The sequence below is a fragment of the Rhizobium sp. O111 genome (assembly GCF_055616315.1).
Window position 1 is genome coordinate 3,136,257 of record NZ_JBSHXL010000001.1, and the last position, 14,558, is coordinate 3,150,814.

Genomic DNA, 14,558 nt, shown 5'->3' on the forward strand with positions numbered 1-14,558 from the left:
CGTCCACGTAGCTCAGCAGGATAGAGCACAGGATTCCTATGAAATTGGGGGTTGCGCAAGGAAACGGCGCGATCGATCTGCTCAAAGTCGGGGAACGCTTCGCTGAACTCTCAGCATGCCAATCCCGAGCCAAGCTTCGGAGAAATCCGTTGAAGGTGTAGAGACTGGATGGGCAGCACCTAAAGGCTTCGGTCCATGGTGAAGGGACAGTCCAGACCACGAACGCCCACGGGCGGCGGCCAAAGCCGAAGTGGTATGAATCCTGGGGTCGGAGGTTCGAATCCTCTCGTGGACACCATTTTCCTGCTTGTCCGACCCGGACACATAGGTACTAATCGGCACCTAAGACATAGGTGACAACCTCGTGCCGAACGGAGCGCTGATTGTTTGATGGCTTGCCTGTTCCGAATTGATAGGCCTGATATCACATCTGACGAGCCAACTGCTGTCGCCGACCATCTTCAAGCCGGACGTCTGGCTTTTCGGTACCGACACTCGCCACCCGGCGCTGCAGCCTCTGTGGCTTGGCCGCAACCGTTTTCACGTCAGCGATCCAGATGCCGCTGCCGAGTATGCAGAACATCAGCACATAGGCTCCGTCCCAGAAATGCACGGTGAGGCCAACCAAGCAGCAACTGATCACAGTCGCCAGATATGCGCATCGATAATCCTTGTGCTTGCAGTCCAGCCCACGCTTCAAGCCGACCAGCAGCAAGCAGCATATAACCGACAACGCAAGCAAAAACGACGCCGGCAAGCCGTGCTTGACCGCGAAATATAGCCAGATGTTATCGATACTGCTGGGCATCCAGGACGGCCGCGCCCATTCATTCAAGCCGGTCCCAAGCCACGGATTGTTCAGCACCGACGACCAGCCATATTCCCAGATCAGGTTACGAAACCAATACGACATGGGATCGAAGGTGAGACGACTGATCGTCACGGTAAGCAGCGAGCGTCCCGTTACCCAGCAAATGATCTGCGCTGCGGAATAAAGCAACAGCGTCGTGCTCCAGACCACCTGCAGTCCGATCTTGTCGGCAAGGCGCTTCCAGGCGATGAGCATGCACTGCAGGGCAACCCCAAGCAGCGGCCCCGAAGAGATCGCGCACATGGTTGCCAGTGCCACTGTGCCGGCCAGCACGCATCGACCCATCATGCTCGCGCCGTAGCCAAGCACGAGGTAGGCGATCGAGAACGAAGTGCTGCAGACCAATCCCAGCAAGATGGGATGCGCGAACGGTCCTTGGGCCCTGAAGAGCCCCGAGCGCGTCATCCCCACCATGTCATAGGTTGGAAACAAGGATCCAAGCACCCGGAAAATCACGTTCACACCGGTGACGGCCTCGATTGCCACAAGTGGCAGCAACATCGCGATCAGCAGGAACAACGCTTTGCCGAATAGGCGAAAATCGTCCGCGCTTCGGATGCAGCATCGCGCCAAAAAATAGGGTGCGATAGTCTCAAGCACCGTTATCCCGGCCGACTGCACTCCGACAGAACCGTTCAGCATGATCATCGAGAGCGCGATCCAACCACTGAAAGCGATAACGCAAAGGTCGGCAACCTTGATACCGCCTGCTTTGCCGCGAACCCAATAGATAAGGCTCGGAAGGACCGCCAGGCAAAGAACGATCCGATAGGAAGACATGCGCATCGGGCCTATATGAAAGACCCAGGGAAGCCCGAGAAAGGCAATCAGCACCAGCAGAAAATACATGTGAAACGGGATCGACGCCGAACGTTGCTGCTTTGGTCGGGCTTCGGCATGTCCGGCGGTCCGCGAAGGCGGCTCAGCGGAGCGCGGCGACGGCATCGCAACCGCAGTACGACGCCTCGCCATTTGTGCTTCACGCACGGGCATCAGCATTTGCCGTTGGGGGAAATGACCCCGTCGTTGGAGAGCGGCTTGAACATATCGCGGTACGACAATCCTTTTTGCGACGGTCGGCACCTGCCCCGTCTCATATCTGAACCCCCTGAGAAGCTAGGCTTAAATTGCAATTTCGACCACCGCTTCTTCAGAGGTACGCGGCATGCGCAGCATACCAGAAAGGCGCATGCACTACCCGCAGACAGGCATCTCGCCCCGCCCCCACAGGCACCGTTTCTATGCGTGTGAGACGCCACCCTCCAGAGCAGAGAACTTGCCTCGGCCGAACTTCTCCAGAGCCGCCGCGATGATCTTTGACCTGACCTCCAGTGACGTCTCGGACGTCGACTGGACGAGGATGGCGAGGTCGGAACTGTCGAGAGATTCGACAAAACGTTCGACATCGCCCGCGACCAACGCATTCGTGTCCCAGTGGCTATGGCAAAGCGACAGATCCGATGTGAATGACCGATCCCTCGGCGTGCCGATGTGATCGACGTAGGCACCGTAGATCGTCCATTCAGAAAGCCGCATTTCAGATGCAAGAACGGAAGGCCAGCTTGCTGCGTTCACCTGTTCGATACGGCTTTGTATCGCGCGCACGATGGCGGGGTCCCAGACAACGAACGACGAGACATAGTCAGCAAAATCGCTTCCCGGCTCGGGAGCAATCCCCAGCAACCTGTGAGCGCCCTTGTGCCAGGCGATGTGATTTTTCATGTCGGACGAAACGGAATTCGGCTTGCGATAATGTCGAACCGCGCCGTTCTCGATCAGGTAGGAGGGTTTCACCTCGTTGATCAGGACCACATCCGAATCGAGCATGATCACCGCATCGGCCTGCATTGCCCCGACTGCCGAGAACTTGATGATCTGCTGCAGAACCCAACCGCGAATGGGTGGCCATGGGCGCCGCAGATTGACGAAAAGCTCGCCGCGGCCAAGCGCTTTCAGCGCCTTGATATCGTGAAGTCCGGAAACAGAGTAAAGAGCTTTCGACAAAAGCGAAACCGAGAGGAAGCTGGGCGGCAAGACTTCGTTTGTCGTGTGAATGACCAGCCTGCTTGATTTCCAGCGGGAAAACAGTGCGACGTCCTCACGGGGCACGACGATGTGATGGACGACTTCCTCGGGCGTGAAGCGCAGAACGGACTTGTGCAATTCGCCGAAGCAGGCGAGATCGCGCCGGAATGTCGGAGTAAACGCTGCAATGTTTGGCAAATCTACCCCCAATGCCTTCAACATGCGATCCTGCAGCTGCGATAGACATCTTTGGTGAAGTCGAAATGCTTAACGCCCTGCAATACTATTCACAGATATACATCATTCCTCACGCTCTTCCGCCTAGTCTAATGGAAGTATAATGGTCGACATTTCGGCTTTCGCCGCAAAGCGCAGCGGCAGCGCTCATTCGCCCAGCCGCTGTTCTGCGAGCCGCACCCAGTAGGAGATGCCGTGGCTGATGACGTCGTCGTTGAAGTCGTAGGCCGGATTGTGCAGGCCGGCGGTGTCGCCATTGCCGATGAAGATGAAGGCGCCCGGGCGGGCGTTCAGCATGTAGGAGAAATCCTCGCCGCCCATCATCGGATCGATATCGGGATTGACGTTGCCGGCACCCGCGATGTCGGTTGCCACCGCCGTCGCATGCTCCGTCTCACTCGCATGATTGGATGTGACGGGATAGTTGCGCTGGAAATGAATATCGGCCTCGGCGTCATGCGCCTCGGCCACGCCGGCAACGATCTGCCGGAAGCGCTTCTCGGCGAGATCGCGCACGGCCTCGTCGAGCGTGCGCACGGTTCCGGCAAACGTCGCCTCGTTGGGAATGACGTTATGCGCGAAGCCGGCATTGAACTTGGTGACCGACACCACGACCGAGCGCAGCGGATCGACATTGCGGGATGCGATCATCTGCAGGTTGGTGACGATCTGCGTGCCGATCGCGATCGGGTCGATCGTGCGGTTCGGCTGCGCGGCATGCCCGCCACGCCCCTTGACCGTGACGGTGAACTCGTCGGTCGCGGCCATGATCGGCCCCTTGCGGATGGCGAAATGACCGACGGGAAGGCCTGGCATGTTGTGCATGCCGTAGACCTCCTGGATGCCGAAGCGCTCCATCATGCCGTCCTTGACCATCAGGTCGCCGCCGGCGCCACCTTCTTCCGCCGGCTGGAAGATGACCGCGACATTGCCGTTGAAATTACGGGTCTCGGCCAGATACTTCGCGGCACCCAGCAGCATCGCCGTGTGGCCGTCATGGCCGCAAGCGTGCATCTTGCCCGCTATCTTCGATGCCCATGGCTTGCCCGAGATTTCGGTGAGCGGCAGCGCGTCCATGTCGGCGCGCAGGCCGATCGTGCGCGATCCCGCGCCATTGCCCTTGATCAGCCCGACGACGCCGGTGCGGCCGATGCCGGTGACGATTTCGTCGACGCCGAACTCCTTGAGCTTCTCGGCCACGAAGGCGGCCGTCTCTTCCACCGCATAGAGCAGGCCCGGCCGCTCGTGAATGTGCCGGCGCCACTCGGTCACTTCGTCCTGAAGTTCGGCGGCTCTGTTCAAAATCGGCATGCTTGCTTCCCTGATGAAAATCGAAAACGGCGGCAATAACGGGATTGATACCACGGCTCGCAAATAAGTTAGACAATGACCTTTGCCATGTCATGGCCATATACGTTAAATAGGGGAAACTTTCGAGACATCAGGACATCTTTAAGGACAAACCGTGTCGACGCGCCAGAAACGCCTGCTTGCCGCCTTGCGGCCGATCACCATCGCCGCTTCCGCAGCCGCCATCGCTTTTTCCGCGACGTCGCAGGCCTATGCCAATCCGCATATCCTGGTCGATGTGCAGAGCGGCCGCGTGCTCGAGCATGAGGATGCCTTCCGCAAGTGGTATCCGGCCTCGCTCACCAAGCTGATGACCATCTACACCACCTTCGATGCGATCCGCTCCGGCCAGATCAGCGTCGATACGCCGATCGTCATGAGCAAGACCGCCGCCGCCCAGCCGCCGGCCAAGATGTATTTCAAGCCGGGCCAGAAGCTGACGCTCGACAGCGCGCTGAAGATCCTGATCGTCAAGTCCGCCAATGATATCGCTGTCGCCGTCGCCGAAGCAGTCGGCGGCACGCAGGACGCCTTCGTTCTCAGAATGAACGCCGAAGCCGCCAAGCTCGGCATGAGCGACACCCACTTCGTCAATCCGAACGGCCTGCCCGGCAAGGGCCAGTACACGACGGCGCGCGATCTGGCGATCCTGTCGGTCGCGCTGCGCCGCGATTTCCCGCAATATGCCAGCTACTTCTCGCTGGAGGGGATCACGACAGGCAAGCAGAACATCCCCGCCATCAACATGCTGATCGGCCGCTTCGCCGGCGCCGATGGCATGAAGACCGGCTTCATCTGCGCATCGGGCTTCAACCAGATCAGCTCGGCGACCCGCAACGGCCGCACGCTGGTTTCCGTCGTGCTCGGCACCGACAGCCTCGCCGCCCGTGCGGACGCCTCCGCCGACATGCTCCAGCGCGGCTTCACCACGCAGCCGACAGGCAACGATACGCTGGGCTCGCTGAAGCCCTATCGCGAAACCCAGGAAGTCGCCGACCTCACGGCCGAGATCTGCAGCGCCAAGGGCGCCAAGATCCGCAGCGAAACGCGCGACGAAGTGGGCCGCATGAAGATCCATTCTCCCTATATCCAGGAAATGGATCACGAGCCGAACTTCGTCTATGCCGGCCTGATTCCCGGCCAGAACGAGCCGCAGCCCGACAAGTTGGCAACGGCGGCCGGCGTCGGCGACATCGCCAACGTGCCGATCCCGACACCGCGGCCCACCTCCGGCTTCTAAGGCTTTCAGACCTCTAAGGCATCGACACATCCAAGGCACACAGGCATGAGCGCAGTTGCGGATCGCATTCCGGTCACCATCCTCACCGGCTTTCTCGGCGCGGGCAAATCGACCCTTCTGAACCGCATCCTCAAGGATCCGGCCATGAAGGATGCGGCCGTGATCATCAACGAATTCGGCGATGTCGGCATCGACCATCTGCTCGTCGAAAGCTCCGGCGACGCGATCATCGAGCTGTCGGATGGCTGCCTGTGCTGCACCGTGCGCGGTGAACTGGTGGATACGCTCGCCAACCTGATGGATGCGATCCAGACCGGCCGCGTCAAGCCGGTGAAGCGCGTCGTCGTCGAGACCACGGGCCTTGCCGATCCGGCGCCGGTCATGCAGGCGATCATGGGCAATCCGATCATTGCCGAAAGCTTCTCGCTCGATGGCGTCGTCACCGTCGTCGACGCCGCCAACGGGCTGCAGACACTCGACAACCACGTGGAAGCCGTCAAGCAGGCCGCCGTCGCCGATCGCGTAATCATCTCGAAGAAGACGCTCGCCTCCCCGGCCATACTGGAAAAGCTTGAAGCCCGCCTGCGCGCGCTCAACCCACGCGCCGCCCTGATGGATGCCGACGACGCCGCGACCGGCACCGCCACCACCCTCGTCAACGGCATTTACGATCCTGCCACCAAGAGCGCCGATGTCGGTCGCTGGCTGCGCGACGAAGATGCTCACGATCACGGGCATCACCATGACCACCATGGGCACGATCACGGCCATCATCATCACGGTCACCACGACCATGATCATGGGCATCACCACCATCATCATGATGACCACCACGACCACCAGCACGCGCACGACGTGAACCGTCACGACGCCTCGATCCGTTCCTTCTCGATCGTCGAGGACAAGCCGATCGACCCGATGGCGCTCGACATGTTCGTCGATCTCCTGCGCTCGGCGCACGGCGAGAAGCTGCTGCGGATGAAGGCGATCGTTGCGATGTCGGATCGTCCCGACCGGCCGCTGGTGCTGCATGGGGTACAGAGCATTTTCCACCCGCCGATCCGCCTGCCGGCATGGCCGGATCCTCAGGACCGGCGCACTCGCATGGTGCTGATCACCAAGGATCTGCCGGAAGCCTTCGTCAAGGACCTGTTCGACGCCTTCTTAGGCAAGCCGCGCATCGACACCGCCGACCGCACGGCCCTCAACGACAACCCGCTGGCCATCCCCGGAATGCGTTTTTAGAGCTATCGCTTGCGGATCAGAAAGCGATGACCGCTCTCGGTCTTCTCGGTCTCGATCAGCTCGTGACCATCCTCATGGCAAAAATGCGGAATATCGATCCCCGCCAGGGGATCGGTCGTCTCGACACGGATCGTCGCGCCTGAAGGCAGCGAAGACATCTTCTTGCGTGTCTTGATCACGGGCAGCGGGCATTTCAGCCCGCGCAGATCGTAGGAAGTGGCGCTCACGCGCGATTAATCCCGGCCCCAGAACTTCCAGAAAGGCTTCTTGGAGGCGACCTCGACCGATTCAGGCTGCTCGACAGGCGCGAACGCCGTCGCGGTGGTCGGAGCCGATTCCATCGGGTTCGGCGTCGGCACCGGCACGGATGCCGGGTTGACGATCGCGGCATCGGCCGTCTTCACGGCGGCGGTCGCATCGGCAGGTGTCGAGCCGGTCACCGTGTTGGCCGCAACCGTGGTCGCGGTCTTGGCGGCAGCCATGCCTTCGAGGTCGGCGACCTTCATCATCTTGCCGGCTTCCAGCGAGGTGCCGGTCGGCGCATAGGCAAGCTCGCGGCCCTTGCGCTGCTTGGCAACGACGGCCTTGCGCTCGGCTTCCGACGGGTCGTACCACGCCATGCCGTCGAATTCCTTCGACGCCTTGGTGTAGGCCAGCTCATAGGTCTTGTCGTAGGAGGCGAGCGCTGCAGTCAGCGCCGGCGGCGTCGACATCTCGGGGCACTTGCCACCGGGATTGAACGCGCCTGAGGACTGCTGGTTGAAGACGTATTTCTTCTCGCAGAAATTCACTTCCGGCGGACGCTTGGTGACTTCGAAATTGTCGTAGCCGACCTTCAGCATCTTCCAGAAGTCGAAGTTCTCGTTCATCCGGTGCTTGAACATGTTCTCGGCCGTCATCCGGAACGGAAAGGCCTGCAGCTGCACGCCCGTCTGGCCGCCCTTGAAGGCGTCACGCGCGAATGCGTAAATCTCGAGCACCTGCTCGTCCGTCATCGAATAGCAGCCCGACGACGAGCATGCGCCGTGGATCATCAGATCCGTGCCGGTGCGGCCGTTGACGGCGTCGTAGCGGTTCGGGAAGCCGGTATTGATGGCGAGATAATATTTCGAGTTCGGGTTCAGGTTCGCCTTGGTCAGGTTGTAGAAACCTTCCGGCGCCTGCCGGTCACCCTGTTTCACCTTGGGACCGAGACGGCCCGACCAGGCGCAGATCTTGTAGCTGGCGATCTTGTCGTAGCGGTTGTCCGTCTTCGCCTTCCAGATCTCGAGCTGGCCTTCTTCCTTGAAGATGCGGATCAGGATCGGCGAATTGCGATCCATGCTCTTCGCGGCCATTTCGTTGAGGATGCGCGGCGGAAGCGGCTGTTCGACCTTGTTCTTGACCTTGGACAGGTCGATCTGCGTGGTTTCCAACGCGTCGTTGCAGCCGGCCAAAGCCAGCGCCATCAGGGAAACATAGGCAAAATGACGAAAGCGCATTCAATCTAGCCCAATTACGAGATGCGACCCAATCCGTTGAACGGGTTCGAAGTGAAGCGAATCATTGGCCCAATCTGGTTTATAAAACCTTAACGACCATGCCGCGCACCCACGACCCCCGCAAGCACAAAAGCTATTGATAACACTAATGTGGCCAAGGTTTGGCCGCAATCCGCGGCCTCACCCAAGCCTGCTTCGCAGCCCCCCTTAGAGGTTGCGGCCCATGTTCAGGAACTTCTGGCGGCGATCGTTGCGGATCTGCTCGCCGGTGCGGCTGGCCATTTCGCCGAGCGCATTGGCGATGACGTCGCCGGTCGAAGCAATCACGCTATCAGGATCGCGATGCGCGCCGCCGAGCGGTTCACCAATGATGCCGTCGATGATACCGAGCGCCTTCAGATCATCCGAGGTGATCTTCATGTTGGTGGCCGCTTCCTTGGCGCGCGCGGAATCGCGCCACAGGATCGAGGCCGCCCCTTCAGGCGAGATCACGCTGTAGATCGCATGTTCGAGCATGTAGACCCGGTTGCCGGTGGCGATCGCGATCGCACCGCCCGAACCGCCTTCGCCGATGACGACGGAGATGATCGGAACCTTGAGGCCGAGGCACATTTCCGTCGAGCGGGCGATGGCTTCCGCCTGGCCGCGCTCTTCGGCGCCGACGCCGGGATAGGCACCAGCCGTATCGACCAGCGTGATGACCGGCAGACCGAAGCGGTCGGCCATCTCAAGCACGCGGATCGCCTTGCGGTAACCCTCGGGGCGCGCGCTGCCGAAATTGTGCTTCAGGCGGCTCTTCGTGTCGTTGCCCTTTTCCTGGCCGATGACGGCAACAGGCTGGCCGCGGAAGCGTGCGAGACCCGCCTGGATCGCGGCATCCTCGGAAAACTTGCGGTCGCCGGCGAGCGGCGTGAATTCCTGGAACAGCGTCTTGGCGTAGTCGACGAAGTGCGGCCGCTGCGGATGACGCGCGACCTGGGTCTTCTGCCAGGCGTTGAGCTTCGAATAGATTTCGACCGTCGCTTCGCGAACACGAACTTCGAGCCTGCCGATTTCATCGGATGTGTCGATGCTCTCGTCTTCCGAGGCAATCTTCTTCAATTCGATGATCTTGCCTTCGAGGTCGGAGATCGGCTTTTCGAAGTCGAGATAATTGTGCATGAGGTGCGTTTCCGTTCCTTGTGCCCGGGGCATTTGTCTTTTGGCTGCCCTTGTCGCCGGTCCTAATCCTGCTTTTTCGCCTGTTTGGCAAGGGGGTGATGCGTTTGGACCAGTTGCTGGAGCCTTTCTTCCAGCACATGCGTGTAGATTTGCGTGGTGGAAATGTCCGAATGGCCAAGCAGTTCCTGCACCACGCGCAGATCGGCGCCGTTGGCCAGCAGATGGCTGGCAAAGGCGTGCCGCATCACGTGCGGCGAGATCATCGATGGGGTCAGCCCCGCCCGGATCGCCAGATTCTTGAGGTCGCGGGCAAAGACCTGCCGGGCGAGATACCCCTCCTTCGAGGCCGCCGGAAACAGCCACGGGCTTTCCTGTGGATTTTCGGCTTTTGCCATCTCCTCAGCCAGCATCCGGCCATAGAGCTTCAGCGCTGCGATCGCCGATTGCGACAGCGGCACCAGCCGCTCCTTGTTGCCCTTGCCGCGAATGATCAGGAAACGCCCTTCCTGATCGAGCACGCGAGCGGGAAGCGATACCAGCTCGCTGACGCGCATGCCGGTGGCGTAAAGCAGTTCCAAGAGCGCCAGCATGCGCAGCCGCTGCAATTGCCCGGGCGCCTCGTCCTGCGCCTCCTCTTCGGCCTTCTCCAAAAGCCGCCCGACTTCATCGACGCCCATCGTCTTCGGCAGCGCCCGCCCCTTCTTCGGCGCGTCGAGAATGCCGGTCGGATCGTCGGTGCGCAGGCCCTCGGCATAGAGGAACTTGTAGAACTGCCGCATCGCCGCCAGCCGCCTCGCCTGCGACGAGGGCTTGAATCCTTGCGCGGCGAGCGATGCCAGATAGGCGGAAAGATCGGCGGACGCCGCCTCGGTCAGCCGCACGCTTCTGCCGTTCAAAAAGGAATGCAGGTCGTCGAGATCACGCTCATAGGAGGAAAGCGTATTGGCCGCGGCACCCCGCTCGGCGCTCATCATTTCGAGAAAGGACTCGACCTGAACGCGGCTGAGATCCCTCATCGCGTCACTTCTTCGCCGGGCTGATCGCGCCGGTGGCGGGCGGATTGATCCGCTCGGACGGAATGCGGATCGTCACGTCGCGCTCCTTCGGCTCGACGAAAGTCACGAGCGCCCACATCGTTCCGTATATCGCTCCGGCGATGACCGCCAATATGGCGAGAAATCGGAACAGGCTCGGCATTCAACAACTCCATGGCTTTGCTTCTTTATGAAGAAGCGCGTTTGCAAGTGCAAGAAGCAGCTTTTGAACCATGATTCCCTTACCTCTGACTTGACGCTACACCTGCATTTGTTGATACCGTTCGCAAACAAAGTGTGAATGGACCAATGAACGACCCAGTTCTGATCGTTGCCGATAGCCTGAGGGACAGAGCTCGTGCTGCGCTCGGTTCGCGCAATCTGATCCTCGTTGGTCTGATGGGCGCCGGCAAGTCGTCGGTGGGCCGCATCGTCGCCACCCAGCTGGGCATCCCCTTCATCGATAGCGATGCGGAAATCGAGCGCGTGTCGCGCATGTCGATCAGCGAGCTTTTCGCGGCCTACGGCGAGGACGAGTTCCGCGCGCTAGAAGGACGGGTGATGAAGCGGCTGCTGAAGGGCGGCCCGCGCCTCGTTTCCACCGGCGGCGGCGCCTTCATCAACGACCGCACCCGCAAGCATATCAAGCGAGGCGGCCTGTCGGTCTGGCTGAAGGCCGATCTCGATGTGCTCTGGGAGCGCGTCAACAAACGCGACACCCGCCCGCTGCTGAAGACCGAAAATCCGAAGCAGACGCTCGAAAACCTGATGAACGCAAGATACCCGATCTACGAGCAGGCAGACCTCACCGTCTTGTCGCGCGATGTGCGCAAGGAAGTGATGGCCGACGAAGTGCTGAAAGCCGTGATCGACAGCAGAACCGAAAGTGCAGCCTGATGAATGCGATTGCCGCCTCTGCCGAATGCAAGGTTCACGTGCCGCTGGGCGACCGCGCCTACGACATTCTGATCGGCCCCGGCCTGATCGCGCGCGCCGGCGCCGAGATCGCCGCCCGCCTCAAGGGCCGCAAGGCCGCTATCATCACCGACGAGAACGTCGCGCCGCTTTATCTGAGCGCCCTCGTCGAGAGCCTGACGGCATCGGGCATCGCCTCGTCTTCGCTGGTCTTGCCGGCCGGCGAAAAGACCAAGAGCTTCGAGCATCTGATCACCGCCTGCGACAAGGTTCTGGAAGCCCGCGTCGAGCGTAACGATTACGTGATCGCGCTCGGCGGGGGCGTCATTGGTGACCTCTCCGGCTTCGTGGCCGGCATTATCAGACGTGGTGTCCGCTTCGTGCAGATTCCGACATCGCTGCTGTCGCAGGTCGACAGTTCCGTCGGCGGCAAGACCGGCATCAACAGCCGCCACGGCAAGAACCTGATCGGCGTCTTCCACCAGCCGGACCTCGTGCTGGCCGATGCCGATGTGCTGAACACGCTCTCCGAACGCGAATTCCGCGCCGGGTACGCCGAAGTCGCCAAATATGGCCTGATCGACAAGCCCGATTTCTTCGCCTGGCTGGAAAAAAACTGGCAGTCCGTCTTCTCCGGCGGCGCCGCCCGCATCGAGGCGATTGCCGCAAGCTGTCAGGCGAAATCGGACGTGGTCGTCGCCGACGAGCATGAAAACGGCCAGCGCGCCTTGCTCAATCTCGGCCACACCTTCGGCCACGCGCTGGAAGCCGCGACCGCCTATGACAGCAGCCGCCTCGTTCATGGCGAAGGCGTCGCGATCGGCATGGTGCTCGCCCACGAATTCTCGGCCCGCATGAACCTCGCAAGCCCTGACGATGCAAAGCGCGTCGAGCACCATCTGAAAGAAGTCGGCCTCCCGACCCGCATGTCGCAGATCCCGGGCACGCTGCCGCCGGCCGAAGTGCTGATGGACGCGATCGCCCAGGACAAGAAGGTCAAGGGTGGCAAGCTCACCTTCATCCTCACCCGCGGCATCGGCCAGTCCTTCGTCGCAAACGACGTCCCGGCATCCGAAGTATTGAGCTTCCTCAAGGAAAAACACCCGCAATGACCCTCGAAGGCACGCTGGCATTTCTTTCCGCATATTGGCCGGAAATCGTTTCCATCGTGGCCCTCGTCCTCATGTCCGCCTTCTTCTCCGGCTCCGAAACGGCGCTGACCGCCGTATCGCGCAGCCGCATCCACACGCTTGAGGCCAACGGCGAAGAACGCGCCGGCATCGTGCGCGAGCTGATCGAACGCCGCGACCGGCTGATCGGCGCGCTCCTGATCGGCAACAACCTCGCCAACATCCTCTCGTCCTCGATCGCCACCAGCGTCTTTCTCGGCCTGTTCGGCAATTCGGGCGTGGCGCTCGCGACGCTCGCCATGACGGTCATTCTCGTCATCTTCGCCGAAGTGCTGCCGAAGAGCTGGGCGATCTCGATCCCCGAACGTTTCGCGCTCGCCGTCGCCAAGGCCGTCAAGGCCTTCGTCTTCATCGTCGGCCCAGTCTCCTCCTTCGTAAACCTCATCGTCCGCTGGATCCTCGCCCGCTTCGGCATCAACCTGTCGCGCGAGGTGTCCATGTTGTCGGCGCACGAGGAACTACGCGGCGCCGTCGATCTCCTGCACCGCGAGGGATCGGTCGTGAAGGCCGACCGCGACCGGCTCGGCGGCGTGCTCGATCTCGGCGAGCTTGAGCTCTCCGACATCATGGTTCACCGCATGGCCATGCGCTGCATCAACGCCGACGATCCGCCCGAAGTCGTCGTCCGCACCATTCTCGACAGCCCGTTCACCCGCATGCCGCTCTGGCGCGGCACGACCGACAACATCATCGGCGTCGTGCATTCCAAGGACCTGCTGAGAGCGCTCGCCGAGCGGAACGCCGAGCCCGAACAGCTCGACATCATCAAGATCGCCCAGAAGCCCTGGTTCGTGCCCGACAGCACCAATCTCGAAGCGCAGCTCAACGCCTTCCTGCGCCGCAAGCAGCATTTCGCTGTCGTGGTCGACGAATACGGCGAGGTACAGGGCATCGTCACGCTTGAAGACATCCTCGAGGAGATCGTCGGCGATATCTCCGACGAGCACGACATCGAGATGCAGGGCGTGCGTCAGGAGGCGGATGGCTCGGTAGTGGTCGATGGCAACGTGCCGATCCGCGACCTGAACCGCGCGCTCGACTGGCAGCTGCCCGACGAGGAGGCGACGACGATCGCCGGCCTCGTCATCCACGAATCCATGACCATTCCCGAGGAGCGCCAGGCCTTCACATTCTACGGCAAGCGCTTCATTGTCATGAAACGCGACAAGAACCGCATCACCAGACTGCGCATCCGCCCGGCGGAGGAGAACGAAAACAACCCCGCCTGATCTCCCGTCATCCCCTTGTCACCCATTGCGCGCTGCGGGAGGAGCCCGGCGAGCAGCATCATTATGGATTTGATATGTTTGATCTTCTCTGGCGCTCGATCGCCATCGGCATCGGCGCCACCATTCTCATGGACATCTGGTCGATCGCGCTTGCCAAGGGCGCAATACCGAACTGGGGACCGCCCGGCCGCTGGCTCTGGCATCTCTTCGCCAAGGGCACGGTCTTCCACGACGATATCGGCAAGGCCGAACCCTATAAGCATGAAGTCGCGCTCGGCTGGGTCTTCCACTACGTCGTGGGCGCGATCTACGGCATCATGCTGGTGATCCTGACCGGCCCTTACTGGCTGCTCGCGCCGACCTTCCTGCCCGCCTGGATCTGGGGCATCGTCACCATCGCCGGCGGCTGGTTCCTGCTGCAGCCGGGCCTCGGCATCGGCTGGGCGGCATCGAAGACGCCGAACCCCAACAAGGTCCGCTTCCTCGGCCTCGTCGCCCACACCGTCTTCGGCTTCGGCCTCTATGCGACGGCCCTTCTGATTCGTTAGAGGCGACCCGCCATCCTTGCGAAACCGCCGCA

At 61.2% G+C, this 14,558-nt stretch carries 14 protein-coding genes; 6 read left to right on the top strand and 8 right to left on the bottom strand.

The genetic code is table 11. The features are described 5' to 3' along the window. Window positions 1-424: 424 nt before the first annotated feature. From ACVTFQ_RS15720 to ACVTFQ_RS15730, 3 genes are all read right to left on the bottom strand, one after another. Window positions 425-1,864, bottom strand: coding sequence for an O-antigen ligase family protein (locus tag ACVTFQ_RS15720; RefSeq protein WP_146618551.1), 1,440 nt, complete (start codon window positions 1,862-1,864; stop codon window positions 425-427). Window positions 1,865-2,110: 246 nt separating this feature from the next. Continuing rightward, window positions 2,111-3,094 (bottom strand): DUF6492 family protein, encoded by a 984-nt coding sequence (locus ACVTFQ_RS15725; RefSeq protein WP_111564864.1) that lies wholly within the window; start codon window positions 3,092-3,094, stop codon window positions 2,111-2,113. Between the two features lie 186 nt (window positions 3,095-3,280). Then, a complete protein-coding gene (locus ACVTFQ_RS15730; RefSeq protein WP_111564863.1) occupies window positions 3,281-4,444 on the bottom strand; it encodes a M20 aminoacylase family protein in 1,164 nt (387 codons plus the stop codon). Window positions 4,445-4,598: 154 nt separating this feature from the next. Here ACVTFQ_RS15730 and ACVTFQ_RS15735 point away from each other — a divergent pair, with 154 nt between their 5' ends. Together ACVTFQ_RS15735 and ACVTFQ_RS15740 are read left to right on the top strand one after the other, a co-directional pair. Further along, window positions 4,599-5,723 (top strand): D-alanyl-D-alanine carboxypeptidase family protein, encoded by a 1,125-nt coding sequence (locus tag ACVTFQ_RS15735; protein WP_111564862.1) that lies wholly within the window; start codon window positions 4,599-4,601, stop codon window positions 5,721-5,723. Window positions 5,724-5,768: 45 nt separating this feature from the next. Then, complete coding sequence (locus ACVTFQ_RS15740) at window positions 5,769-6,968, top strand: CobW family GTP-binding protein (RefSeq protein WP_111564861.1); 1,200 nt, start codon at window positions 5,769-5,771, stop codon at window positions 6,966-6,968. Window positions 6,969-6,970: 2 nt separating this feature from the next. Here the strand turns inward: ACVTFQ_RS15740 and ACVTFQ_RS15745 are convergent, their stop codons facing one another. The 5 genes from ACVTFQ_RS15745 to ACVTFQ_RS15765 form a co-directional block, all read right to left on the bottom strand. After that, entirely contained in the window at window positions 6,971-7,195 is a 225-nt protein-coding gene (locus ACVTFQ_RS15745; RefSeq protein ID WP_111564860.1) for a sulfurtransferase TusA family protein, read from the bottom strand. Between the two features lie 6 nt (window positions 7,196-7,201). After that, window positions 7,202-8,449, bottom strand: coding sequence for a L,D-transpeptidase family protein (locus ACVTFQ_RS15750; RefSeq protein WP_111564859.1), 1,248 nt, complete (start codon window positions 8,447-8,449; stop codon window positions 7,202-7,204). A gap of 207 nt (window positions 8,450-8,656) precedes the next feature. Beyond that, on the bottom strand, window positions 8,657-9,610 hold the full coding sequence (locus ACVTFQ_RS15755; RefSeq protein WP_018901567.1) for an acetyl-CoA carboxylase carboxyltransferase subunit alpha: 954 nt from the start codon (window positions 9,608-9,610) through the stop codon (window positions 8,657-8,659). 62 nt (window positions 9,611-9,672) lie between these two features. Next, on the bottom strand, window positions 9,673-10,626 hold the full coding sequence (xerD, locus tag ACVTFQ_RS15760; RefSeq protein WP_111564858.1) for a site-specific tyrosine recombinase XerD: 954 nt from the start codon (window positions 10,624-10,626) through the stop codon (window positions 9,673-9,675). 4 nt (window positions 10,627-10,630) lie between these two features. Next, entirely contained in the window at window positions 10,631-10,807 is a 177-nt protein-coding gene (locus tag ACVTFQ_RS15765) for a hypothetical protein (RefSeq protein WP_018901565.1), read from the bottom strand. Between the two features lie 146 nt (window positions 10,808-10,953). Between ACVTFQ_RS15765 and ACVTFQ_RS15770 the strand changes: the two genes are divergently transcribed. The 4 genes from ACVTFQ_RS15770 to ACVTFQ_RS15785 all read left to right on the top strand — a co-directional run bounded on the left by ACVTFQ_RS15770 (window position 10,954) and on the right by ACVTFQ_RS15785 (window position 14,526). Further along, on the top strand, window positions 10,954-11,541 hold the full coding sequence (locus ACVTFQ_RS15770) for a shikimate kinase (protein ID WP_018901564.1): 588 nt from the start codon (window positions 10,954-10,956) through the stop codon (window positions 11,539-11,541). Then, a complete protein-coding gene (gene aroB / locus ACVTFQ_RS15775; RefSeq protein WP_111564857.1) occupies window positions 11,541-12,671 on the top strand; it encodes a 3-dehydroquinate synthase in 1,131 nt (376 codons plus the stop codon). Before ACVTFQ_RS15770 ends, aroB begins: the two co-directional genes overlap by 1 nt. Beyond that, window positions 12,668-13,978, top strand: coding sequence for an HlyC/CorC family transporter (locus ACVTFQ_RS15780; protein WP_018901562.1), 1,311 nt, complete (start codon window positions 12,668-12,670; stop codon window positions 13,976-13,978). Before aroB ends, ACVTFQ_RS15780 begins: the two co-directional genes overlap by 4 nt. A 74-nt stretch (window positions 13,979-14,052) precedes the next feature. Next, the gene (locus ACVTFQ_RS15785; protein WP_111564856.1) at window positions 14,053-14,526 is read left to right on the top strand and encodes a DUF2938 domain-containing protein; all 474 of its coding nucleotides are present in this window, start codon (window positions 14,053-14,055) and stop codon (window positions 14,524-14,526) included. Window positions 14,527-14,558: the final 32 nt, after the last annotated feature.

What these genes read in the sequence shown, in the direction of transcription:
- ACVTFQ_RS15755 (WP_018901567.1), bottom strand. Translation starts at nt 9,610, where the DNA reads ATGCACAATTATCTCGACTTCGAAAAGCCGATCTCCGACCTCGAAGGC.
- ACVTFQ_RS15785 (WP_111564856.1), top strand. Translation starts at nt 14,053, where the DNA reads ATGTTTGATCTTCTCTGGCGCTCGATCGCCATCGGCATCGGCGCCACC.
- aroB (WP_111564857.1), top strand. Translation starts at nt 11,541, where the DNA reads ATGAATGCGATTGCCGCCTCTGCCGAATGCAAGGTTCACGTGCCGCTG.
- ACVTFQ_RS15720 (WP_146618551.1), bottom strand. Translation starts at nt 1,864, where the DNA reads ATGCCCGTGCGTGAAGCACAAATGGCGAGGCGTCGTACTGCGGTTGCG.
- xerD (WP_111564858.1), bottom strand. Translation starts at nt 10,626, where the DNA reads ATGAGGGATCTCAGCCGCGTTCAGGTCGAGTCCTTTCTCGAAATGATG.
- ACVTFQ_RS15750 (WP_111564859.1), bottom strand. Translation starts at nt 8,449, where the DNA reads ATGCGCTTTCGTCATTTTGCCTATGTTTCCCTGATGGCGCTGGCTTTG.
- ACVTFQ_RS15740 (WP_111564861.1), top strand. Translation starts at nt 5,769, where the DNA reads ATGAGCGCAGTTGCGGATCGCATTCCGGTCACCATCCTCACCGGCTTT.
- ACVTFQ_RS15770 (WP_018901564.1), top strand. Translation starts at nt 10,954, where the DNA reads ATGAACGACCCAGTTCTGATCGTTGCCGATAGCCTGAGGGACAGAGCT.
- ACVTFQ_RS15765 (WP_018901565.1), bottom strand. Translation starts at nt 10,807, where the DNA reads ATGCCGAGCCTGTTCCGATTTCTCGCCATATTGGCGGTCATCGCCGGA.
- ACVTFQ_RS15780 (WP_018901562.1), top strand. Translation starts at nt 12,668, where the DNA reads ATGACCCTCGAAGGCACGCTGGCATTTCTTTCCGCATATTGGCCGGAA.
- ACVTFQ_RS15730 (WP_111564863.1), bottom strand. Translation starts at nt 4,444, where the DNA reads ATGCCGATTTTGAACAGAGCCGCCGAACTTCAGGACGAAGTGACCGAG.